The sequence below is a fragment of the Enterobacter sp. SM3 genome, from assembly GCF_009811935.2.
GTDB classification, from domain to species: domain Bacteria; phylum Pseudomonadota; class Gammaproteobacteria; order Enterobacterales; family Enterobacteriaceae; genus Enterobacter; species Enterobacter asburiae_D.
Map to the genome: position 1 here is coordinate 1,516,232 of NZ_CP099971.1, position 21,564 is coordinate 1,537,795.

The 21,564-nt window shown below is 57.2% G+C and carries 24 protein-coding genes; 16 read left to right on the plus strand and 8 right to left on the minus strand.

Features of this window, described 5'->3' with window-relative positions; all coding sequences use genetic code 11:
* Window positions 1–21: 21 nt before the first annotated feature.
* The 4 genes from GVO84_RS07045 (at window position 22) to GVO84_RS07060 (ending at window position 4,001) form a co-directional block, all read left to right on the plus strand.
* Window positions 22–495, plus strand: a complete 474-nt coding sequence (locus GVO84_RS07045; RefSeq protein WP_029739448.1) for a YbjO family protein — start codon at window positions 22–24, stop codon at window positions 493–495.
* Window positions 496–535: 40 nt separating this feature from the next.
* A complete protein-coding gene (gene rlmC / locus GVO84_RS07050) occupies window positions 536–1,666 on the plus strand; it encodes a 23S rRNA (uracil(747)-C(5))-methyltransferase RlmC (protein WP_159513736.1) in 1,131 nt (376 codons plus the stop codon).
* 174 nt (window positions 1,667–1,840) lie between these two features.
* A complete protein-coding gene (locus tag GVO84_RS07055) occupies window positions 1,841–2,548 on the plus strand; it encodes a response regulator transcription factor (RefSeq protein ID WP_159513737.1) in 708 nt (235 codons plus the stop codon).
* Window positions 2,532–4,001, plus strand: coding sequence for a sensor histidine kinase (locus GVO84_RS07060; protein ID WP_159513738.1), 1,470 nt, complete (start codon window positions 2,532–2,534; stop codon window positions 3,999–4,001). The genes GVO84_RS07055 and GVO84_RS07060 overlap by 17 nt, the downstream gene beginning before the upstream one ends.
* A gap of 79 nt (window positions 4,002–4,080) precedes the next feature.
* Here the strand turns inward: GVO84_RS07060 and artJ are convergent, their stop codons facing one another.
* The 6 genes from artJ to GVO84_RS07090 form a co-directional block, all read right to left on the minus strand.
* Window positions 4,081–4,812, minus strand: coding sequence for an arginine ABC transporter substrate-binding protein ArtJ (artJ, locus tag GVO84_RS07065; protein ID WP_021240923.1), 732 nt, complete (start codon window positions 4,810–4,812; stop codon window positions 4,081–4,083).
* A 173-nt stretch (window positions 4,813–4,985) separates the two neighbouring features.
* Complete coding sequence (gene artM, locus GVO84_RS07070) at window positions 4,986–5,654, minus strand: arginine ABC transporter permease ArtM (protein ID WP_023310940.1); 669 nt, start codon at window positions 5,652–5,654, stop codon at window positions 4,986–4,988.
* Complete coding sequence (gene artQ / locus GVO84_RS07075) at window positions 5,654–6,370, minus strand: arginine ABC transporter permease ArtQ (protein WP_025756069.1); 717 nt, start codon at window positions 6,368–6,370, stop codon at window positions 5,654–5,656. The genes artM and artQ overlap by 1 nt, the downstream gene beginning before the upstream one ends.
* Before the next feature lie 6 nt (window positions 6,371–6,376).
* Window positions 6,377–7,108, minus strand: coding sequence for an arginine ABC transporter substrate-binding protein ArtI (gene artI / locus GVO84_RS07080; protein WP_008500032.1), 732 nt, complete (start codon window positions 7,106–7,108; stop codon window positions 6,377–6,379).
* A 19-nt stretch (window positions 7,109–7,127) separates the two neighbouring features.
* Window positions 7,128–7,856 carry an arginine ABC transporter ATP-binding protein ArtP gene (gene artP, locus GVO84_RS07085; protein WP_023310942.1) on the minus strand — a complete coding sequence of 243 codons (729 nt, stop codon included), beginning with the start codon at window positions 7,854–7,856 and terminating at the stop codon, window positions 7,128–7,130.
* 226 nt (window positions 7,857–8,082) lie between these two features.
* Entirely contained in the window at window positions 8,083–8,601 is a 519-nt protein-coding gene (locus GVO84_RS07090) for a lipoprotein (RefSeq protein WP_159513739.1), read from the minus strand.
* Window positions 8,602–8,698: 97 nt separating this feature from the next.
* Between GVO84_RS07090 and GVO84_RS07095 the strand changes: the two genes are divergently transcribed.
* The 3 genes from GVO84_RS07095 to GVO84_RS07105 all read left to right on the plus strand — a co-directional run bounded on the left by GVO84_RS07095 (window position 8,699) and on the right by GVO84_RS07105 (window position 10,743).
* Entirely contained in the window at window positions 8,699–9,022 is a 324-nt protein-coding gene (locus tag GVO84_RS07095) for a heavy metal-binding domain-containing protein (protein WP_023310944.1), read from the plus strand.
* Window positions 9,019–9,849: an N-acetylmuramoyl-L-alanine amidase gene (locus tag GVO84_RS07100; protein WP_159513740.1), complete on the plus strand. Its 831-nt coding sequence runs from the start codon at window positions 9,019–9,021 to the stop codon at window positions 9,847–9,849. The genes GVO84_RS07095 and GVO84_RS07100 overlap by 4 nt, the downstream gene beginning before the upstream one ends.
* A gap of 270 nt (window positions 9,850–10,119) precedes the next feature.
* Window positions 10,120–10,743, plus strand: coding sequence for a helix-turn-helix domain-containing protein (locus tag GVO84_RS07105; protein WP_159513741.1), 624 nt, complete (start codon window positions 10,120–10,122; stop codon window positions 10,741–10,743).
* On the opposite strand, the gene GVO84_RS07110 is transcribed toward GVO84_RS07105, so the two are convergent.
* Window positions 10,744–11,373, minus strand: coding sequence for a hypothetical protein (locus GVO84_RS07110; RefSeq protein ID WP_159513742.1), 630 nt, complete (start codon window positions 11,371–11,373; stop codon window positions 10,744–10,746). It lies immediately after the preceding gene.
* Window positions 11,373–12,938 (minus strand): ExeA family protein, encoded by a 1,566-nt coding sequence (locus tag GVO84_RS07115; RefSeq protein WP_159513743.1) that lies wholly within the window; start codon window positions 12,936–12,938, stop codon window positions 11,373–11,375. Before GVO84_RS07115 ends, GVO84_RS07110 begins: the two co-directional genes overlap by 1 nt.
* Before the next feature lie 300 nt (window positions 12,939–13,238).
* Here GVO84_RS07115 and gspC point away from each other — a divergent pair, with 300 nt between their 5' ends.
* Genes gspC through gspK form a run of 9 tightly spaced genes read left to right on the plus strand, consistent with a single transcriptional unit; the run spans window position 13,239 to window position 21,561 of the window.
* Complete coding sequence (gene gspC, locus GVO84_RS07120) at window positions 13,239–13,970, plus strand: type II secretion system protein GspC (protein WP_159513744.1); 732 nt, start codon at window positions 13,239–13,241, stop codon at window positions 13,968–13,970.
* Window positions 13,971–13,983: 13 nt separating this feature from the next.
* Entirely contained in the window at window positions 13,984–15,909 is a 1,926-nt protein-coding gene (gene gspD, locus GVO84_RS07125) for a type II secretion system secretin GspD (RefSeq protein WP_159513745.1), read from the plus strand.
* Between the two features lie 15 nt (window positions 15,910–15,924).
* The gene (gene gspE, locus GVO84_RS07130) at window positions 15,925–17,403 is read left to right on the plus strand and encodes a type II secretion system ATPase GspE (RefSeq protein ID WP_121425710.1); all 1,479 of its coding nucleotides are present in this window, start codon (window positions 15,925–15,927) and stop codon (window positions 17,401–17,403) included.
* Window positions 17,403–18,611, plus strand: a complete 1,209-nt coding sequence (gspF, locus tag GVO84_RS07135) for a type II secretion system inner membrane protein GspF (RefSeq protein ID WP_159513746.1) — start codon at window positions 17,403–17,405, stop codon at window positions 18,609–18,611. The genes gspE and gspF overlap by 1 nt, the downstream gene beginning before the upstream one ends.
* Window positions 18,612–18,614: 3 nt before the next feature.
* Window positions 18,615–19,064, plus strand: a complete 450-nt coding sequence (gene gspG / locus GVO84_RS07140; protein WP_014169334.1) for a type II secretion system major pseudopilin GspG — start codon at window positions 18,615–18,617, stop codon at window positions 19,062–19,064.
* Window positions 19,064–19,549 (plus strand): type II secretion system minor pseudopilin GspH, encoded by a 486-nt coding sequence (gspH, locus tag GVO84_RS07145; protein ID WP_159513747.1) that lies wholly within the window; start codon window positions 19,064–19,066, stop codon window positions 19,547–19,549. The genes gspG and gspH overlap by 1 nt, the downstream gene beginning before the upstream one ends.
* Window positions 19,542–19,922, plus strand: coding sequence for a type II secretion system minor pseudopilin GspI (gene gspI, locus GVO84_RS07150; RefSeq protein ID WP_159513748.1), 381 nt, complete (start codon window positions 19,542–19,544; stop codon window positions 19,920–19,922). The genes gspH and gspI overlap by 8 nt, the downstream gene beginning before the upstream one ends.
* The gene (gene gspJ, locus GVO84_RS07155) at window positions 19,919–20,554 is read left to right on the plus strand and encodes a type II secretion system minor pseudopilin GspJ (protein ID WP_159513749.1); all 636 of its coding nucleotides are present in this window, start codon (window positions 19,919–19,921) and stop codon (window positions 20,552–20,554) included. The genes gspI and gspJ overlap by 4 nt, the downstream gene beginning before the upstream one ends.
* Window positions 20,551–21,561, plus strand: a complete 1,011-nt coding sequence (gene gspK, locus GVO84_RS07160; RefSeq protein ID WP_159513750.1) for a type II secretion system minor pseudopilin GspK — start codon at window positions 20,551–20,553, stop codon at window positions 21,559–21,561. The genes gspJ and gspK overlap by 4 nt, the downstream gene beginning before the upstream one ends.
* Window positions 21,562–21,564 lie beyond the last annotated feature (3 nt).

A 21,564-nucleotide genomic window follows, 5' to 3' on the forward strand; every position in this document is an offset into this window, starting at 1 on the left:
GTTTTTCAGGGAAGTAAAACATTGGGATTATTAAAAAAATCACGTACTACGCACGCGCGACCTAACGTACCTGCACTGGTTCAGGTGGCGGCGCTCGCCATTATTATGATCCGCTGCCTGGACGTGCTGATGATTCTGAACACTCTGGGCGTGCGCGGCATCGGTGAATTCATTCACCGCAGCGTGCAGACGTGGAATCTGACGCTGGTCTTTTTGAGCAGCCTGGTGCTGGTGTTTATCGAGATCTACTGCGCGTTTTCGCTGGTCAAAGGGCGCAACTGGGCGCGCTGGGTCTATCTGCTGACGCAAATTACCGCCGCCAGCTATCTGTGGGCCGCCTCGCTGGGATACGGCTACCCGGAGCTGTTCAGCATTGCCGGTGAATCCAAACGCGAGATCCTGCGCGCGCTGTTTATGCAAAAACTCCCGGACATGCTGGTTCTGTTCCTGCTTTTTATCCCCGCCTCCAGTCGGCGGTTCTTCCGCCTGCAATAATGTGTATAATCGCAGCCCTCGTGATCCTTAAGGTTTTCATATGCAGTGCGCACTCTATGACGCCGGACGCTGCCGCTCCTGTCAGTGGATAGAACAGCCGGTCTCTCAACAACTCACCGCCAAAATGGCCGACCTGCAACAGCTGCTGGCAGCGCACGCGGTGGGCGAGTGGTGCGCACCCGTCAGCGGCCCGGAGCAGGGTTTCCGTAATAAAGCCAAAATGGTGGTCAGCGGCAGCGTTGAAAAACCGCTGCTGGGGATGCTGCACCGCGACGGCACGCCGGAAGACTTAACCGACTGCCCGCTGTATCCCGCCTCATTTGAGCCCGTCTTTGCCGCACTGAAACCCTTTATTGCGCGTGCAGGGTTAACGCCTTATAACGTCGCCCGCAGGCGCGGCGAGCTAAAATACCTTCTGCTGACGGAAAGCCAGAAAGACGGCGGCATGATGCTGCGCTTCGTGCTGCGTTCGGAAGCCAAGCTCGAGCAGCTGCGCGCGGCGCTGCCGTGGCTGCAGGCGCAGCTCCCGCAGCTTAAGGTCATTACGGCGAATATTCAGCCGGTGCATATGGCGATCATGGAAGGGGAGAAAGAGATTTTCTTCTCCGAGCCGCATGCGCTGGCCGAAAGCTTCAACGGCGTGCCGCTGTGGATCCGCCCGCAAAGCTTCTTCCAGACCAACCCGACCGTGGCAAGCAGCCTGTACGCCACCGCCCGCGACTGGGTGCGTGCGTTAAACATCCAGCATATGTGGGATCTCTTCTGCGGCGTGGGCGGCTTTGGCCTGCACTGCGCCACGCCCGAGATGCAGCTCACCGGAATTGAGATCTCCGCCGAAGCGATTGCCTGCGCGAAACAGTCCGCCGCCGGGCTGGGGTTAACGAATCTGCACTTCCAGGCGCTGGACTCCACGCAGTTTGCGACCGGCCAGGGCAACGTGCCGGAGCTGGTGCTGGTCAACCCGCCGCGCCGCGGCATCGGGAACACGCTGTGCGACTACCTGAGCCAGATGGCACCGGAGTACATCGTCTATTCCAGCTGTAACGCACAGACCATGGCGAAAGATATCGCTCATCTACCGGGCTACCGCATTGAACGCGTGCAGCTTTTCGATATGTTCCCGCATACCGCGCATTATGAAGTGCTGACGTTGTTGGTGAAAACGCGCTAATCCTAAACATCGCCCGGTGGCGCTGCGCTTACCGGGCCTACGAGTTCGGGTAGGCCGGGTAAGGCGTAGCCGCCACCCGGCATGAATCCCGCACAATGTTCAACAAAATGTGAACTCTTCCCCCGCTCGAAATCAGGTAAGCTTACGTCATAAGAAATGATTGAAGGCTTACCCATGAAGCAGATCCTGCTGGTGGAAGACGACCACGATATCGCGGCGCTTCTGCGACTCAATTTAGAAGACGAAGGCTACGCCATCACCCACGAGCCCGACGGGGGCAATGCCTTACTGCGCCTTGAAAAACAGCCGTGGGACGCGGTGATCCTCGACCTGATGCTGCCCAACGTTGACGGTCTGGAGATTTGTCGCCGCATCCGTCAGATGACGCGTTACCTGCCGGTGATCATCATCAGCGCCCGCAGCAGCGAAACCGACCGCATTACCGGGCTGGAAACCGGCGCCGATGATTATCTGGCTAAGCCGTTCTCGGTGCAGGAATTAATTGCGCGCATCAAGGCGCTATTCCGCCGCCAGCAGGCGATGGGGCAGGCGCAAACCGACGGCCAAATTCAGGCCCACGGTCTGACCATCGATCCGCTGGCGCGCAGCGTGCTGCTTCACGGCCAGGTGGTGGATCTCACCCCGCGCGAGTTCGAGCTGCTCTACTTCTTTGCCCGTCATCCCGGCGAGGTGTTTTCCCGTCTGGCGCTGCTGGAGCAGGTCTGGGGCTACCAGCACGAAGGCTATGAGCACACCGTTAACACCCATATCAACCGCCTGCGCATCAAGATTGAGAAGGACGCCGCCGAGCCGGAGATTATTCGCACCGTCTGGGGCAAGGGCTATAAATTTGCGGAGCCAAATTATGATGCGCCGCTTTAGCCTGAGCCAGCGCCTGACGCTGCTGTTCATTCTGCTGATGATGCTCTGCGCCACCGTTGCCTGCGCGGTACAGCTCTACACCAGTACGCAGTACGGTAACGCGATGGTGCAGCGGCTGTCGGGTGGGCTGGCGCAGCAGATCGTTCAGCGTGAACCGATTCTGGACGCGCAGGGCAGGGTCGACCGGACGGCACTCAAGCCGCTGTTTGACCGGCTGATGACCTTTAATCCGAGCGTTGAGCTGTATGTCGTCTCCCCGGACGGCGATATCCTGGCCGACGCCGCACCGCCGGGGCACATTCAGCGGCAAAAAATCGATCTGGCCCCGGTGCAGACCTTCCTGAGCGGTACCGCTATACCGATCCTGGGCGACGACCCGCGCAGTCAAAACAAAAAGGTCTTTAGCGCCACGCCGCTGCGGCAGGACGGCGAGCTAAAAGGCTACCTGTACATTATTTTGCAGGGCGAGGAGTCCAACGCGCTGGCGGAGATGGCCTGGCACAAGGCGCTGTGGAGCACGGTGCTGTGGTCACTGCTGTGGGTTGCGCTGTTTGGCCTGCTGGCAGGTTTACTGGTCTGGTACTGGGTCACGCGCCCGGTAAAACAGCTGACGGTCGAAGTCGCCGGGCTGGAGCAGGACAGCATCAGCGCTATCAGGCAGCTGGCCGTTCAGCCGTCGGACGCGGCGGCAAAGGATGAAGTGGCGATCCTGCGCAACAGCTTTATCGAGCTGGCGCGTAAAATCACCCGCCAGTGGGACCAACTGGCCGACAGCGATCGCCAGCGCCGGGAGTTTATCGCCAACATTTCGCACGATCTCCGTACGCCGCTGACCTCGCTGCTGGGCTATCTGGAAACCCTTTCGCTAAAATCCGCCACGCTGACGCCGCAGGAGCACCAGCAGTATCTCGCCACCGCGCTGCGTCAGGGGCAAAAGGTCCGTCATCTGTCGCAGCAGCTGTTTGAGCTGGCGCGCCTTGAGCACGGCGGCATTAAGCCGCAGCGCGAGCGTTTCGCGATGGGGGAGCTGATTTCCGACGTGGCGCAGAAGTTTGAGCTCACCGCCCGCACGCGCGAGGTGAATCTGCATATTGACGTGCCGGGACCGCTGCCGCTGATTAACGCCGATGTGTCGATGATCGAACGCGTGGTGACCAACCTGCTCGATAACGCGATGCGCCATACGCCTGGCGGCGGAGAAATTCGTCTGGCGGTCTGGCAGGAGAATGAACGGCTGCAGGTCGAAGTGGCTGACAGCGGAACGGGCGTGGACGCCTCGCTGCGCGACGATCTGTTCCAGCGGCCATCGGCGTTGAATACCCAGGCATCGCGGGAGAATCGCGGCGGGCTGGGGCTGTTAATCGTTAAGCGGATGCTGGAGCTGCACGGGGGCGGGATAAGGCTGATGGAGTCGGCGAGCGGGGCACGGTTTAGGTTCTTTGTGCCGCTGTGAGGGAGTGCCGGGTGGCGGCTTCGCCTTACCCGGCCTACAGACTACCACCCCCGTAGGCCGCGTCACCCGGCAAAAAACATTACTGCGGGAACCACTGCTCGCTGATTTTCTGGTACGTACCGTCTGCTTTAATCGCTTTCAGCGCGCCGTTCAGTTTTTCCAGCAGGGCTTTGTTATCCGGACGTACCGCGATGCCGAGGCCTGTACCAAAGTACTGTGGATCGGTCACTTTCTCGGTAGCGGTGCCCAGCTGCGGATTGGTTTTCAGCCATTCGTTCACCACGGCGGTATCGCCGAATACGCCATCGATACGGCCATTTTTCAGGTCGATAATCGCGTTCTGATAGCTGTCATAGGCTACGGTTTTCACTTCAGGATGCTTGTCCTGGAGGTACTTCTGGTGCGTGGTGCCGTTTTCCATGCCGATGCGTTTGCCTTTCAGCTGATCGAAAGAGGTATAAGCGCCTTTCTTCGCAATCACGACCGCAGAGTTGGCATAGTACGGGTCGGTAAACGCGACCTGCTTGCTGCGCTCAGGCGTGATGTCCATCCCTGAGATCACCGCATCGTATTTTTTAAATTTCAGTGACGGGATCAGGCTGTCGAAGGCATGGTTGGTAAAGGTGCAGTCGGCCTGCATTTGTTTGCACAGCGCTTTCGCCAGGTCGATGTCGAAACCGACGATCTGGTTGCTGGCATCCAGCGATTCAAACGGCGGATAGGTGGCGGAAACGCCAAAATTGATTTTATCTGCTGCGGATGCGCCAGCGGCGAAGGTGGCGAGTAATGCGGCCAGAACTAACTTTTTCATTGTAATGCTCCCGTCTGTCTTATTTATGCGCCGTGTCTGCGGCATGGATGTACAATGCCATTTAATGAATTTATATGCAATAAAAATGATTAAGTATTATGGAATGGCAAAAAAAAAGCGGATAACCCATCAGGTTACCCGCTCCATAGATACCGTTTTATGCATTCGCGTGGTTAATTTCTGCGCTCAAACGCCAGCGCTTTACGCTCGATCAGGCGCATCATCAGCGTCAACAGACCGTTAACCACCAGGTAGACCACGCCCGCCGCGCCGAACACCATCACGTCATAGGTGCGTCCATAGAGCAGCTGTCCGTGACCCATCACCTCCATCAGAGTGATGGTGTAGGCCAGAGAGGTACTCTTGAACACCAGCACCACTTCGTTGGAGTAAGAGGAGAGCGCGCGCTTAAAGGCGTACGGCAGCAGGATCGCCAGCGTGTCTTTCTTGCTCATGCCCAGCGCCCCGCAGGACTGCCATTGACCTTCAGGAATGGCGCGGATCGCCCCGTAGAACAGCTGGGTGGTATAGGCCGCACTGTTGAGCGAAAGGGCAATCAGGGCACACAGCCACGGTTCAGAGAGCAGATGCCAGATAACCGGATACTCCTGCAGCGACGGGAACTGGCCCGGGCCGTAGTAAATCAGGAAGATCTGCACCAGCAGCGGCGTACCGGTAAACAGGGTGATGTAACCGCGCACAATCCACACCAGCACCGGCGTTTTCAGCGTCAGGATGATGGTGAAGATAAGGGCCAGGATCAGCGCCACGATAATGGACGCCACGGTCAGCGTCAGGCTGGTGTGCAGCCCTTTCATCAGCTCGGGGAAATATTCAAGCATCAGCCTGGTCTCCGTTCAAAGCGCGTCGCACGCAGGTCAATACGCTTGAGGATGTACTGACTGAGCAACGTGATCACCAGGTAGATAGCCGCCGCCACAATGTACCAGGTAAAGGGCTCCTGGGTACGGGTGGCGATGCTTTTGGTTTGCAGCATCAGATCGTTAACGCTTATCAGGCTTACCAGTGCGGTATCTTTCAGCAGCACCAGCCACTGGTTGCCTAGGCCCGGCAGGGCATGGCGCCACATCTGCGGCATAACCAGACGGAAGAAGATGGCTGACTTCGACAGGCCTAACGCCTGACCCGACTCCCACTGACCCTGCGGCACGGCTTTCAGCGCACCGCGCAGCGTTTGCGACGCGTACGCGGAGTAGAGCAGGGAGAGAGCAATCACGCCGCACAGGAACGGGCTGACGTCGAAGTTTTCAATCTGCATCTGCACCGGGATCTGCGCAAAGCCGAGATTGAGGGTAAAGCCGTCAGACAGCGTGAGCAGCAGCTGTGAAGAGCCGAAATAGATAAACAGGACCACCAGAATTTCCGGTAGCCCGCGCAGCACGGTGACCAACGCGGAGCCTGTCCAGGCGACGGGGAACCATTTCGCGGATTCCCACACCGCAAAGAACATCGCCAGCACGAGGCCGATAATCAGTGCGCAAACGGCAAGGCCGACGGTCATCCCGGCGGCGCTTGCTAAAGGAAAAATTTCATTCATCAGGAATTACTTCTGGAACCATTTTTTGTAGATGGTTTCGTAGGTGCCGTCTTTCTTCACTTTTTCCAGCGCAGCGTTGAATTTCTGCTGCAGCTCAGTGTTGCCCTGACGAACGGCAATCCCAAGACCGGTACCGAAGTAATCCTTATCGGTCACTTTGTCGCCCACTGGCGCCAGCTTGTCGTTGGCCTTCAGCCACTCGGTCACGACCGCGGTATCACCAAATACGCCGTCGATACGGCCATTTTGCAGATCCAGCTTCGCGTTCTGGTAGCTGTCATACGGAACGGTGGTGATTTCCGGATGTTTATCCATGATGAATTTCTGGTGCGTGGTGCCGTTCTGCACGCCGACTTTTTTGCCTTTCAGCTGGTCGACAGAGGTGAATTTACCTTTCTGACCAATGAACAGGGCGGAGTTGTCGTAGTAAGGGGTGGTGAACAGCACCTGCTTTTCACGCTCCGGGGTGATGTCCATACCGGCCATCACGGCGTCGATACGGCGGAACTTCAGGCTTGGGATCAGGCTGTCGAACGCCTGGTTGCTGAAGGTACAGGTCGCGTCGATCTCTTTACACAGGGCGTTAGCCAGGTCCACGTCGAAGCCAACAATTTTATTGTTCGCATCAATCGACTCAAACGGAGGGTAAGAGGCTTCCGTGGCAAAACGAATGGTCTGGGCTGCGGTAGCGGAAAGGGTAACGCCAGCAAGCAGCACGGCAAGTAATACTTTTTTCATTATATTTCCCCTGACACAATCAATGAGATAAATAGTTTTTGAAGGCATCGGTTTGCGGGTTCGCGAAGCAGCTCGCATCACCTTGCTCAACGATATAACCGTTTTCCATGTAGACCACACGGCTGGCGGTTTTACGCGCCACTTCCACTTCGTGGGTGACGATAACCTGCGTAATATTGGTTTCCGCCAGCTCGCGAATAATGCTGACGATCTGGGCGGTGATTTCCGGGTCCAGCGCCGCGGTGGGTTCATCAAACAGCAGTACCGCAGGCTCCATCATCAGCGCGCGGGCAATGGCCACGCGCTGCTGCTGACCGCCGGAAAGGTGCAGCGGATAGCGGTCGCTGTAAGGCTTAAGACGCAGACGATCCAGCAGCTTTTCAGCACGGGCGATCGCCTGATCCTTGCTTAACCCCAGCACGCGGCACGGCGCTTCAATCAGGTTTTGCAGGACGGTCAGATGCGGCCAGAGATTGTATTGCTGGAAGACCATGCCGACGTTTTGACGCAGTTCGCGAATCGCTTTATCAGACGGGGTTTTCGCGAAGTCAAAATGGTTACCGGCAATCGCCAGCGTACCTGAACGGGGCATTTCAAGCAGATTAAGGACGCGCAGAAGGGAGCTTTTGCCTGCACCGCTTGGGCCAAGCAAAACCAGCGTTTCGCCTTCCGGGCAGTTCAGCGTGATGTCAAACAGCGCCTGGTGTGCGCCGTAGAAGCAGTTAATGCCGTTTAGTTTAATACTCATCGGGGCAGTCTTTACTCATCCAGGCAATCTATAGCAATTGAGGCCGCAGATAGTACCGTTGACAGAATAGTTATGCAATATTTATGCGTTAAAAGTTAAATATAACCCGCGTTTCCTCTTAAACATAGCACAAAATAGCGAACGGTATGGTCGGCGAGTATAAATGTCGGCATTCCGCATGAAATGCCGCACATTTTACGGGGGTAACCAGGTGGTATCGGCGGGTTTAGCGATTCTCAATCGACTGGCGAAGCGTGCCTGCCGGGGCATGAACGCTGCCGCCAACGTAGCGTACGTCGTCTACCGCCCAGCACTGTCCTTCACGGATCATCAGCACTTCATCCTGCCACGTTTGGGTGCCCTGCGTCAGCTTCACGCGCAGCGGAATATTGCGGGCATCCGTGTTCGGGATGGTTGACGCGCTGGCCACTTCGGCGCTGTCCGGCAGCGTGGCGCGGCTGGAGAACGGATCGGATTTCAGCAGGGCGTTATGCTGCGGATCGCGGGTGGCGTCGTTAAGCAGTTTTGCCAGGCCGTCGCTCAGATACGGGCGCAGGTCGGTGAGATCGTTGCTGCGGTGCTGAATGCGATAATCATAGAACTGCTGCGCCACGGTGTCCGGGCCGCCCTCGATGCAGGGGCCGCTGCGGGTACCGATATCCTTAAAGGCTGGCGTGACCGTGGTGGTACAGGCGCTGAGCACCAGCGCGCAGGGCACCAAAAGTGTTAAAGCAGAATAGCGCATGTTGATTTCCTTATTTATTAACTATCCTTTCAATCATAGCGTAACGAACCGATAATGCTGTGCCTAAGGCATTGAACGCTAAAGAAGGAGAGAAACCATGCAGTTTTCAACAACGCCAACCCTGGAAGGGCAGACAATAACCGAGTATTGCGGTGTGGTTACCGGCGAAGCGATTCTCGGCGCCAATATCTTCCGCGACTTTTTTGCCGGTATCCGCGACATCGTTGGCGGCCGCTCGGGCGCATACGAAAAAGAGCTGCGTAAAGCGCGCGAAATCGCCTTTAAAGAGCTTGGCGAGCAGGCGGAAGCCCTCGGAGCCGATGCGGTCGTGGGGATTGATATCGACTACGAAACGGTCGGGAAAGATGCCAGCATGCTGATGGTGAGCGTAAGCGGTACGGCGGTGAAAACCCTCCGATGAGACGTTCGTTTGCAACACTCCTGCTGGCGCTGCTGCTGGCAGGGTGTGCCACCGAAAAAGGGATCATCGACAAAGGCGCCTACGAGCTGGATACGCGTCATCAGGCGCAGGCAGCTTACCCGCGCATCAAGGTGCTGGTTATCCACTACACCGCGGATGATTTTGACAGCTCGCTGGCCACGCTGACGGATAAGAACGTCAGCTCTCACTATTTGATCCCGGCGAAACCCCCGGCCCCGGACGGTAAGCCGCGCATCTGGCAGCTGGTACCCGAGAGCGAACTGGCCTGGCATGCAGGCATCAGCTTCTGGCGCGGCACCAACCGCATCAACGATACGTCTGTCGGCATTGAGCTGGAGAACCGCGGCTGGCAAAAAACGTCGGGCGTTAAGCACTTTACCCCGTTTGAGCCTGCGCAAATTGCGGCGCTGGTGCCGCTCGCCAGAGACATTATTACCCGCTACAACATCAGGCCTGAAAACGTGGTGGCCCATTCGGACATCGCTCCGCAGCGCAAAGACGATCCCGGTCCGCTGTTCCCGTGGCACCAGCTTGCTTTGCAGAGCATTGGCGCCTGGCCCGATCCTGCGCGCGTCGCGTTCTATATAAACGGGCGTCCGCGCTATCAGCAGGTGGATACCGGAGCATTACTCGATCTCCTCGCGCGGTATGGCTATGAGGTGCCGGCTGACAGCACCCCGGCGCAGCAAAAGCGCATTATCACGGCGTTCCAGATGCATTTCCGGCCTGACCTGTGGAACGGCGTCGCGGACGTCGAAACGATGGCCATTGCCGAAGCCCTTCTGGAGAAATACGGGCAGGGGTGATCCTACGGTCGCCCCCGAATGCCTTAGCTCATCCTGACTCTCTTCAGATTAATCTTAAGTACAAACTCAATTCATTTTTAGTTAATTGACTTAAAATTATCCGGATTTAAGATAGACACATAGCTTGCTAAGTAATGCGGCAAATAAATATATCGCAGTTATTCTTTATTTTTCTCCTTGAGAACGCCATCAGGAAAATATTCAAAGGTTAAGGCTTTTTTTGCCTTGTGCCTGCATTTTTAAATTTCACATCTTAAATCGGGTATAACAATGTTAAGCATCTATGCGAAAAAATTACGTCCGCAACATGAAATGGAAGCCATTATTTCTGCAACCTCAGGCTTAGAAGAAAAAACCTTAAAGAAATGGCAGAAAATATCCACGTCTGATTCACAATATATTCATATTATCGTCAGCGGCGAAGTGGAATTCCGACGCGAATCCGACGAGCTGTGCATGTTCACAGTAACGGGCCAGTGCATCTTTGGTCTCTCGTCGATGTACTACAATTCAACCCATATGTACGGGCTGGTTCGCGCCAACACCGTGGTGCGCTCGATCAAGAAAGAGGTCTTCGCGCAGCTGATGACCGATAAACACTTATGGCCTGAGTTGACCAAAGTGCTCTCCTGGTACATCTGCATGCTGAGCAAACGTGACGATGTGCTGGTTGCCCGCAGCGCTTACGCCGTTGTGCGTGAATTCCTGTACGAGATTAATGAACTGATCGTTCATCATCAGCGTGATATTAATATTTACGATTATATTCAGGAATACACCAACCTGGCGCGCAGTACCATTATTAAAATCCTCTCCGATCTGAAAAAAGGTCAATATATTGTTGTGGAAAAAGGACGACTCCTTAACCTGACAACGTTGCCTGAGAAATATTAATTACTCCAGCCGGTCGCCTTTCTGACTTAAAGGCGATCGGTCATCCACCTTATGTAACACTCTCGACTGTGAATTATCCTGCGTTTCGTCCACCGGCGGCGCAGGAATTTTGCCTTGCGAATAATCTTGCTCCTGTTCTTTTAACGCCTGCTTAAACAACTCTGTTAACGAGGTATCCTCACTGCCTGCGCTGGCGGGAGCGACATCATGCGCTTCGGTGCCGGGTAACGTATCCCGCGACGTATCGTGCGGTTCGGCACCGTCGGGGGCCTGCTGCCAGTCGGCATCGTCGCTGTTAATCGGCAGATCCTGCATGGCGGGGATCTCGGCCTGCACCGGCGCCGGTTTCGGATGAGGATGCGGGAACGGCTTGCTCACATACACGTAGTGCATATCGGAAAGCTGCGTTTCGGGTTTCGCGACGCTCGCTTTTTTTACCGGTTCCGGCGCAGGATGACGCAGGCTCCAGTAAGTATGCGCGTACCCCCCCGCCATCAGCATGGCGCACAGGCCCAACGTCCATAAAAAGGCGTTGCCGAAGACTTTTCTCAGGCTGGGAAGGCGGTACGAAAACCAGACCGCTTCCCCGGTAGTGTAGCTGCGCTGGGCAGCAAGACAGATGGTAGACATCAGGAATGCTTCTCCTGCTTTTTAGCGTCCGGTGTGGAGCGCGAGGCCTGTATTAATACGCTCGGCGTGGAATGGGTTTCACGCATTAACTGCATCAGCGTATCTTCCCCTGGAATGCCATCCACGTGCAGATGCATTTTTTGCTGGAACTCACGGGTGCGTTTCATCATCTCCGCCGTCCAGGTCTGGGCATGGGTTTCCGGCTGGTTAAGGGCCACGCTCAGCTGCTGGTCAAGCCAGCCCATGTCTTTCGCATCGCTGGCGGCGCTGATGGCGTCTTTGCCATCCGGCGTCAGGCGGTGCAGCTGGGTGTAGTTCCCGGTGGCATGCTGGTTAAACCAGCTGCGGCTTACCTGCCAGGTGCGGTTGTTCATCAGCAGGTCGAGCGAGTTATCCCCGACGCGGGCGACCACGGCATAGTTGAGGTGGTTGCCGGTTTTCAGCTCGCTCACCCACGGATAGCCTTCCTGCGCCAGCGCCTCCGGTGAGGCGTTCCCCTGCTTACAAATCAGGTTCACCTTCGCGGCGTTTTGACACAGGGCATCGTCCGCCGAGGCGTCATACCCCCACATCAGATAGAGCTGATGCATTGCATCCGGCTGATTCACCACCTCGTTGTCGATAACCGGCACCACCGGGGCCTGAACGCGCGGCGTCTGCTGTTTCCAGCTCGCGGGAACCGGGAGCTGAACCGGAAGTTTTGCTCCGATCGAGGAGGTGAAATACCAGCCGCAGGCGGCAAACAGCACGGACGCGAATAAACCGACGGTAGCCAGGCGCTTGCCGTGTTTTTTCGCAGGCAGCGTCTCGCCTGCCGCCAGCCGTAAATGACGCGGGCTGACCTGGGCTGCGCGTTCGGTCCAGGCGGCCAGCATCGACAGGTGCGCCAGCTCGTTCAGCTTGCTGATATTCCCCCTGGTTAGCGCATGCATCTTGCGCACGCGCGCCGGTGTGAGCGGCGCGTTCTCGCACCCGTGCTCTTCACACTGCGCCTGCACGTAGCCGAGAAACTCCCGGCAGGTAAGGGGACGCAGGGTGTGACGGGTGTGAGCATATTCGCGCAGCTCAGGTTGCTGCATCAGAACGGTGTCCTGATCCGCAGCCCCCATCAGCACGATGGACAGGCGAAACTCCAGCTCCTGCGCGCGCGTCAGCAGCATCGCCAGCACTTCCCGACAGGTGTCCTTCATGGCTTCGGTATGGTTAATCACCAGCACTTTTGACCGGGTTTTTCCCCCTTGCCACTGGTGCAGTACGGCATCCACCGCCTGAAGCCGGTTCTTGCTCTCTTTCGTTCCCGGGTTGAGTTTGTACAGCAGGCTACTGGCACTCAGTTTTGGGAACGCGTTGATGGCAAGCACGCCAGGACTCGCGGACTTCAGGGCATCGCTGAACTGGCCCAGCAGCGGAGCATCGTCAGCAAAGAGCCCAGTAATCCCCGCCCGTTGGGTTTTCTCTTTCAGCAGGTTGAACACGTCCTGATGATAAGGCACCAGAAAATCCCCGGATACACGGGTTATTTTCCGAAAGGGCGGATTTTTAAAATTAAAGTGGCTCTGATACATAACGACTTACCGTCTCTGATTAGGAATAGCAACAGGACGAGAAAGTAAAGCAACGCTATAGGGTGGTCAATTTGCGCACAGGGTAAAAATATCCTGCCGGTGAGGCCTAACATCTGGATTTTATACGGTCAATATTTTTCTGTATGAAAGTTAGCGGCAAAGTCAGTGGTTGTTTTTACAGCGGGAAATTACTCTTTGCTCACATATTGGCGCAGCACGACGCTGCTTATTTTCGCTTTGTTAAAGGCCAGATGAAAAATGAGGTTCTCATTTCTGTCACGGTGGATAACGCCTTGCATTATGTTCGTGCTGTTAATTTTTTGCGGCCAGCAAGGGTATCTGACGTTTAAAGATTATAAAAAAGTTACGAATAAGTTGGCTAATTCTGATGCGCAGCCGCTGAAAACGCCTCGTAACGAAAAGACATTCACGCTTTTTACCGCAGCAGTTCGTCAGGATAACGTTCCGACGGCGGTAAAAGCCCCGCTGGCAGCGGAGATCGAAGGGATCGTGCGCAGCGATGACGCCTGGCTCTCCTTCGCGGTTATCAAAACGCCGGGCGGCCAGAAGAGCTACCGTGAAGGCGAGCCGCTGACCGGTTTTAACGATGCTTTTATTCAGGAAATAAACAAAGACAATGTGGTGGTTAATTACGAAGGTGCTACGCAGGTACTGGCGTTAAATAAGCCTGATTATTTTAAGGGCGGCGTTGACAGCGGCCCGGTAACCAAATCGACGAAAGATGCAGGCGCGGAAAGCGTGCATCTGAATGATTATCTGGTGTTAAAGCCGTTAATCGAAAAGGGCCAACTGGAAGGCTACAACATTAATCCAAGGAATGCCTCCTCCTTCTACAGCCATTCAGGGCTGAAAAAGGGTGACGTGGCAGTAAAAGTCAACTCTGTCGATATGACCGACGAAGCAAAGGCAAAAAGTATTATTGCCAGCTGGTCGAAAATGAAAGAAGCGGAGGTCGTCGTCAGACGTCACGCTCACCTTGAAAATATTCGGGTTAATGTTCTAAACAATTAACAAGTGTACAGACATGAAGAAATTTCCTTGGGCGTGCGTGGCGCTGACCGCATTGTCGTTATATTCGAGTTCGCTGCTTGCAGCCAACTTTAGCGCGAGCTTTAAAAATACCGATATCCGCGAGTTTATCGATACGGTAGGCCGCAATCTGAATAAAACCATTCTCGTCGACCCGTCCGTTCAGGGCTCGGTGTCGGTGCGAACCTACAACGTGCTGACGGAAGATGAGTACTACCAGTTCTTCCTGAGCGTGCTGGACCTGTACGGCCTGTCGGTGATCCCAATGGACAACGGCATGGTGAAAGTGGTGCGCTCAAGCGTGGCCCGCACCGCCGGCGCGCCGCTGGCGGACAGCAAAAACCCGGGCAAAGGCGATGAGATCATCACCCGCGTGGTGCGCATGGAAAACGTGCCGGTACGCGAACTCGCTCCGCTGCTGCGCCAGCTCAACGATGCCACCGGCATCGGCAACGTGGTGCACTTCGAGCCGTCCAACGTGCTGCTGTTGACCGGTAAAGCCTCGGTGGTGAACCGCCTGGTGGATCTGGTGCAGCGCGTCGATAAGGACGGTGTTCAGCGCCGCGAGATCGTGCCGCTGCGCTTTGCCTCCGCCAAAGAGCTCTCGGACATGTTGAACAACCTCAACAACGAAGAGCAGAAGGGGCAGAACGCGCCGCAGCTGGCGACCAAAGTGGTGGCGGATGACGAAACCAACAGCCTGGTGATCAGCGGCTCGGAGGATGCGCGCATGCGTACCCGCTCCCTGATCCATCAGTTGGATCGCGAGCAGAACAACGAGGGGAATACCCGCGTCTTCTATCTCAAATACGCCAGCGCCACGAAGGTGGTTCCGGTGCTCACCGGGATTGGCGAACAGCTGAAAGACAAGGCCGGCACGCCGAAGGCGAAAACCGCCACCGCGTCCAGCGATCTGAACATCAGCGCCGACGAGTCAACCAACTCGCTGGTGATCACCGCCCAGCCTAACGTGATGAATTCTCTGGAGAAGGTGATCGACAAGCTCGACATCCGCCGTCCGCAGGTGCTGGTGGAAGCGATCATTGCTGAAGTGCAGGACGGTAACGGCCTGGATCTCGGCGTGCAGTGGACCAGCAAGCACGGCGGCGTGCAGTTCGGCTCCACCGGCCTGCCAATCAGCCAGATTAAGAACGGCACCATGAAGGGGGCGAGCTTCACTGGCCTGGCGACCGGCTTCTTTAACGGCGATTTCGGGGCGCTGATGACCGCGCTCTCCACCGACGGCAAAAACGACATTCTCTCCACGCCAAGCGTGGTGACGCTGGATAACAAAGAGGCGTCGTTCAACGTCGGTCAGGACGTGCCGGTGCTTTCCGGCTCCCAGACCACCAGCGGCGACAACGTCTTTAACTCCGTCGAGCGTAAGACCGTCGGTACCAAGCTGAAAATTGTGCCGCAAATCAACGACGGCGACATGATCCACCTGAAGATTGAGCAGGAAGTCTCCAGCGTCGACAACAGCGCGACGGAAGACGCCAGCCTCGGCCCAACCTTTAACACCCGCACCATCAATAACGAAGTGATGGTGCACAGCGGGCAGACGGTGGTGCTCGGCGGCCTGATGGAAAACGTTACCAAGCAGTCGGTCTCCAAAGTGCCGCTGCTGGGCGATATCCCGCTGGTCGGCCAGCTGTTCCGCTACACCTCGCAGGATACGTCGAAACGCAACCTGATGGTGTTTATCCATACCACCGTTCTGCGTGACGACGACAACTACAGCGCGGCGTCGAAAGAGAAATATGACCAGATCCGCGCCCGCCAGCAGCAGCGCCTGGAAGAGAAAAAGCTCGGCATTATCGAACCCACGGATAACGCGGTACTGCCTGCGTTTCCCGTTGACGCCAGCGCCGCGCCGGTAAAAACCAGCGCCAGCGCACCGCGCAATCCGTTTAAACACTAAGGCGGAGAGGGCACCGTGGACGAACTGACTAAAACCCTGTGTAGCAGCAGCTACGCGAAAGATAACGGCGTTCTGTTTTACAACAACGACGTCTATATCCGTGAAGACACCCCGGCGTTTGCACTGCTGGAGGTGCGCCGGGTGCTGGGACGCGCGTTCGTCCCGGTGACCCTGACGCCGGAAGCCTTTGATGAGCTGCTGGCCAAAATCTGGCAGCAGAGCAGCGGCGTATCGCAGCAGCTGGTGGACGACATGGACGCGGATATCGACCTGATGGCGTTAACCGAGGAGATCCCGGACAACGAGGATCTGCTCGATAACGACGAAAACTCCCCGGTGATCCGCCTGATCAACGCCATTCTCGGCGAGGCGGTGAAAGACGGCGCGTCGGATATCCATATCGAAACCTTCGAGCGCACGCTGAGTATCCGCTTTCGCGTCGACGGCGTGCTGCGCCCGGTGCTGCAGCCTGCGCGTAAGCTCGCGCCGCTGCTGGTGTCGCGCATCAAGGTCATGTCAAAACTCGACATCGCCGAGAAGCGCCTGCCGCAGGATGGCCGTATCTCCCTGCGCATTGGCCGCAAGGCGATCGACGTTCGCGTGTCGACCATTCCGTCCCAGTACGGCGAGCGCGTGGTCATGCGCCTGCTCGACAAAAGCAACCTGAAGCCCGACATCAACAAGCTGGGGCTGATTGATGAAGAGCTGGAGAAGTTAAAAGGGCTGATTGACCGCCCGCACGGCATCATCCTGGTCACCGGGCCCACGGGCTCCGGTAAAAGTACCACCCTGTACGCCATTCTCTCGGCGCTGAACGGCCACGAGCGCAACATTCTGACCGTTGAAGACCCGATTGAATACGAGCTGGAAGGGGTGGGACAGACGCAGGTTAACCCGCGCGTGGACATGACCTTTGCCCGCGGGCTGCGTGCCATTCTGCGTCAGGACCCGGACGTGGTGATGATCGGGGAAATCCGCGACGGCGAAACCGCGCAAATTGCGGTGCAGGCGTCGCTCACCGGTCACCTGGTCATGTCTACGCTGCACACCAACAGTGCCGCAGGGGCGATTACCCGTCTGCGGGACATGGGGCTGGAGTCTTTTTTAATCGGTTCATCGTTGCTCGGTGTCATTGCCCAGCGTCTGGTGCGTCGGCTGTGTACGCACTGCCGGACCACCAGTCCGCTGGACGCCAATGAAAAAGCGCTGTTCAGCTTTATGGACGCGCCGCCCAAAGCGATTTACCGCGCGGTGGGCTGCGAGCACTGCCGCCAGAGCGGCTATCAGGGCCGCGCCGGTATTCATGAATTTCTGGTGGTGGACAGCACCATGCGCCGCGCCATCCATGAAGATAAGGATGAAATGTCCATCGAAACGCAGCTCTTTAAGCAGGCCTACAGCCTGCGCGAAAACGGGCTGCTGAAGGTGATTAGCGGCGTAACCTCTCTGGAAGAGGTGATGCGCGTCACCGCCGAGCGCGGGGGGGATGCGTAATGGCCTTCTACGCCTGGACGGCGACGGATGCGGTGGGCAAAACCCAGCGCGGCACCCTGCAGGCCGAGGGGCAAAAGCAGGTTCGCCAGATGCTGCGCGAGCAAAAGTTGATGCCCGTCAGCATCACCGAAACCCGCGAGGCGGCGGCGTCCGGTAAGGCAAAAACCGGGGCAAAGCTCTCCACGCCGGTGCTGTCGATGTTTACCCGCCAGCTCTCCACGCTGGTCAACGCCGCGCTGCCGCTGGAGAGCGCGCTGAAGGCCATCTCGAAGCAGACGGAAGACAAAAAGCTGGCGGCGATGGTGGTGGAAATTCGTGAAAAGGTGGTGGAAGGGCACACGCTGTTTGACGCCTTCAGCCAGTTTCCGCGCACCTTCGACAAGCTCTACTGCACGCTGGTGATGGCCGGTGAAAAGACCGGCCACCTGGGCGACGTGCTGGAGAAGCTGGCGGAGTACAACGAGCAGCGCCAGAAGATGAAAAGCAAGCTGACGCAGGCGATGGTCTACCCGATCACCCTGACGGTGGTGGCCATCGCGGTCATCAGCATTCTGCTGGTGGCGGTGGTGCCGCAGGTGATCGAGCAGTTCACCCACATGAAGCAGCAGCTGCCGATCACCACCCGCACGCTGATTGCGGTGAGCGATTTCCTGCAGGCCTACGGCATCTATATTGTCGGGATCCTTGGCGGTGGGTTTGTCGGTTTTAAAACCTGGCTCAGAAATGCCAAAAACCGTTTTCGCTGGAACCGCTGGCTGGTGAACGGCTCGCCGATTAAAAAGCTGGTTTGCGCCATCAACAGCGCCCGCTACATCCGCACCCTGAGCATTCTGCAGGCCAGCAGCGTGCCGCTGCTGGAGGGGATGTATATCGCGATGGACGGTATCGAAAACCTCTACGCCCGGCAGGTGCTGGAGCAGGCCGCGGATACCGTGCGCCAGGGGGCATCGCTTTACGCGGCGCTTGAACAGGCGAAGCTATTCCCGCCGACCATGCTGTACATGATTGCCTCCGGCGAAGAGAGCGGGGAATTGGGCAATTTAATGGACCGCGCGGCGGAAAACCAGGAATCGGCATTACAACATCGCATTACGTTAACGCTGTCGGTATTTGAACCGGCGCTGGTGGTATCCATGGCGACGATTGTTTTATTCATCGTGCTGTCAATATTACAACCGCTTCTGCAACTTAATAATATGGTAGGTTAAATCATGGCTATAAAAAGAAAACACCTGGCTCGCCAGGCGGGCTTCACGTTGCTCGAATTAATGGTGGTGATCGTTATTCTCGGCGTTTTAGCGAGTATGGTGGTGCCAAACTTAATGGGCAATAAAGAAAAAGCGGATACGCAAAAAGCGACCAGCGATATTGTCGCGCTCGAAGGCTCGCTGGATATGTACAAGCTGGATAACCACCGCTACCCGACAACAGAGCAGGGTTTACAGGCGCTGGTGACCAAGCCTGAAATCGCGCCCATCCCGAACGGCTACCGCGCCGATGGCTATATCCGCCGCCTGCCGCAGGATCCGTGGGGCGGGGATTATATCCTGGTGAGCCCGGGCGAACATGGTGCGGTTGACGTCTTCTCTGCCGGTCCGGACGGTGAAGCCAATACCGCTGACGATATTACGAACTGGTCTCTGGATAAGAAAGAGAAATAATGAAACGCCAACGCGGCTTTACGTTGCTGGAAATTATTCTGGCGCTGGTGATATTTGCCAGCTGCGCCATGATGGTGGTGTCAACAATACCTTCGCGCAGCGGTGCGGATATATTTGGACAGCAATTAAAAGCCCTCGTTGATTATGGTTCAGACCGCGCGGTGATGGACGGCAATATTGTGGGGCTGGTGCTGACCACGGATAGCTATCAGCTTGTGACGCTTGAAGATAAAAACGGCGAGCACCGCTGGGTGCCGTTATCCGCGGGGCGTATTACCACCAAAGGCGATTTCCCGGAGGAGATGCACGTTTCGCTCTCTCCCCAGCGCCTGGCCGCCACGGTAACGTCCGACCCGCAGGTGCTCTTTTTGCCTGACGGCGAAATCAGCCGCTTCACGCTGACGCTGCAAAGCTACGACAAACAGCACCATTTCCGCGTGGTGTCGCAAGGCGCGGCCCCGGTATCGGTAGAAAACGATGGCTAACGGCAAAAACAAGCAAACGGGCATGACCCTGCTGGAAGTGATGGTCGCGCTGGTGATCTTCTCCACCGCCGCGCTGGCGCTGATGAACTCGGTGTCCCTGAACGTGCGTTTTACCCACGGTCTGGCCGACACGCTGCAGGCGAGCTGGGTGGCGGAAAATCAGCTGGCAGAAGCGCAGCTCGCGAAAACCGACTTCCCGGATGCTGAGCAGCAGGGAACGGAAATCATGGGCGGGCGCAGCTGGAACTGGCGAAAGCAGCGGATCAAAACCGCCGACAGCGGCTGGGCTAACGCCATCCGCGTTTACGCCGAAGGCGACGACAGCCAGCCGGTTATTTCGCTGCAGATCGCTCCGCCGGGAGAGAGCAAGTGAAGAACACCCGACGCCAGCGCGGTTTTACCCTGCTGGAGATCATGATTGCGCTGACCATCTTTGCGGTGATCAGCACCCTGGCTTGGCAAATTCTGGACGGCGCGATGCGCACCAGTTCGGCCACCGATGCCAGCGCGGCGAAGCTCAATCAGCTCCAGCGGGCCTGGAACCTGATGGAGCGCGATTTCTACCAGCTGCAGGCGCGCGCGCCGCGCAACGAGCCGGAACTGTTTCGCCAGGCGGACGATGCGCTTGAACTGACCACGCTGAACGGCGTGAGCGGAACGGTCCAGCTGGAGCGCGTGCGCTGGCGGCTGGAAGCGGGGCGATTGTATCGCGACGTCTGGCCGGTGATTGACGGCCCGGCGGACGCCAAACCCGACGAGGTGCCGATTGTCAGCGAGGTGAAATCGCTGGAGTGGCGTTTTTACCGTCAGGGCTGGCTTAAAAGCTGGAGCGACCCGGCGCACCTGCCGAACGGCGTGGAGCTGACGCTGACCATGGAAAACGGCGACACCTGGCGCTGGGTGTTTACGACGCCGGGCGATCTGCCTGACGCGGCCATACCAGCACCTGCCGCAGCGCCAGAGGCCGCGCCTGCGCCGCAGCCTGCACCGGAAGTGAAGCCATGAGCCGATTACAGAAACAGAAAGGCGTTGCCCTGCTGGTGGTGCTGATCCTGCTGGTGATGATGTCGGCGCTGGCCGCCAAAATCAGCCAGCAGTTCTGCCGCAACCTGCAAAAAACGCATTACCAGGTGAGCCAGCAGCAGCTGCGCTGGGCGATGCAGGCCCAGGAAAAGGTGGTGAAAGACCGTCTGCAGGCTGACGCCAGCGGGGAAAGCAAAGCGCTCTCCCTCGATGGCGACTGGCATCAGCCGCTGGAAACCCGCGGCGAAGACTACACGGTGGTCAGCCAGGTGGAGGACGCGCAGGACTGCTTTAACGTCAACAACCTGCTGGCGGTGGAAAAAATTGCCCAGGGACAAACCGCCCCGGCGGTGCCGGAAAAGCCCCGCAGAGAGCAGATTGTTGAACAGCTTCTGACGCAGAGCGGCCTGAGCCAGACCAACGCGGAAGAGGTGTATCTGCAGTTGGTGGACTATCTCGATGGCGACACGACCACGGCCAAAGAGGGGGCAGAGACCGATGCCTGGGCAGGTGTGGTCCCCGCTCGCCAGCCGGCGAACCAGATGATGCGCACCATTGCCGAGATCAAGATGCTGCCTGCGTTTCCGGCTGCCGCTTATCCGAAGGTGAGCAAGCTGCTGTGCGCGCTGCCGGACTCCGCCAGCAGGGTGGATGTGAATACCCTTAAACCGGAACAGGCCGCCTTACTGGCCGCCCTGTTCCCCGGAAAACTTAATGAAGATGATGCCGCTCGCCTGATTGAATCGCGTCCTGAAACCGGCTGGGAAAATATGGAAACCTTCAGCAAAGCGCTGGAGCAGACCTTCCCGCAGTTAAAAGACGACCTCCCGCAGGTGGCCGATTATCTCTCCATTAATAGCCGGTATTTCCGCGTGAACTATACCGGCAATACCGATGAATTAACGCTTCGCGTGGTGAGCCAGCTTCAGGTGAATAACGAAGCCGGTGAGATCGTGACGTGGCAACGTCGTTACCGAATGATTGAATAAGAA

Coding starts and splice junctions, on each gene's coding strand:
- artQ (WP_025756069.1), bottom strand. CDS start 6,370: ATGAATGAAATTTTTCCTTTAGCAAGCGCCGCCGGGATGACCGTCGGC.
- artJ (WP_021240923.1), bottom strand. CDS start 4,812: ATGAAAAAGTTAGTTCTGGCCGCATTACTCGCCACCTTCGCCGCTGGC.
- gspD (WP_159513745.1), top strand. CDS start 13,984: ATGAAGAAATTTCCTTGGGCGTGCGTGGCGCTGACCGCATTGTCGTTA.
- gspF (WP_159513746.1), top strand. CDS start 17,403: ATGGCCTTCTACGCCTGGACGGCGACGGATGCGGTGGGCAAAACCCAG.
- artM (WP_023310940.1), bottom strand. CDS start 5,654: ATGCTTGAATATTTCCCCGAGCTGATGAAAGGGCTGCACACCAGCCTG.
- GVO84_RS07055 (WP_159513737.1), top strand. CDS start 1,841: ATGAAGCAGATCCTGCTGGTGGAAGACGACCACGATATCGCGGCGCTT.
- artP (WP_023310942.1), bottom strand. CDS start 7,856: ATGAGTATTAAACTAAACGGCATTAACTGCTTCTACGGCGCACACCAG.
- gspI (WP_159513748.1), top strand. CDS start 19,542: ATGGCTAACGGCAAAAACAAGCAAACGGGCATGACCCTGCTGGAAGTG.
- artI (WP_008500032.1), bottom strand. CDS start 7,108: ATGAAAAAAGTATTACTTGCCGTGCTGCTTGCTGGCGTTACCCTTTCC.
- GVO84_RS07060 (WP_159513738.1), top strand. CDS start 2,532: ATGATGCGCCGCTTTAGCCTGAGCCAGCGCCTGACGCTGCTGTTCATT.
- GVO84_RS07100 (WP_159513740.1), top strand. CDS start 9,019: ATGAGACGTTCGTTTGCAACACTCCTGCTGGCGCTGCTGCTGGCAGGG.
- GVO84_RS07115 (WP_159513743.1), bottom strand. CDS start 12,938: ATGTATCAGAGCCACTTTAATTTTAAAAATCCGCCCTTTCGGAAAATA.
- rlmC (WP_159513736.1), top strand. CDS start 536: ATGCAGTGCGCACTCTATGACGCCGGACGCTGCCGCTCCTGTCAGTGG.
- gspH (WP_159513747.1), top strand. CDS start 19,064: ATGAAACGCCAACGCGGCTTTACGTTGCTGGAAATTATTCTGGCGCTG.
- GVO84_RS07090 (WP_159513739.1), bottom strand. CDS start 8,601: ATGCGCTATTCTGCTTTAACACTTTTGGTGCCCTGCGCGCTGGTGCTC.
- gspC (WP_159513744.1), top strand. CDS start 13,239: ATGTTCGTGCTGTTAATTTTTTGCGGCCAGCAAGGGTATCTGACGTTT.
- GVO84_RS07105 (WP_159513741.1), top strand. CDS start 10,120: ATGTTAAGCATCTATGCGAAAAAATTACGTCCGCAACATGAAATGGAA.
- gspK (WP_159513750.1), top strand. CDS start 20,551: ATGAGCCGATTACAGAAACAGAAAGGCGTTGCCCTGCTGGTGGTGCTG.
- GVO84_RS07095 (WP_023310944.1), top strand. CDS start 8,699: ATGCAGTTTTCAACAACGCCAACCCTGGAAGGGCAGACAATAACCGAG.
- gspG (WP_014169334.1), top strand. CDS start 18,615: ATGGCTATAAAAAGAAAACACCTGGCTCGCCAGGCGGGCTTCACGTTG.
- GVO84_RS07110 (WP_159513742.1), bottom strand. CDS start 11,373: ATGTCTACCATCTGTCTTGCTGCCCAGCGCAGCTACACTACCGGGGAA.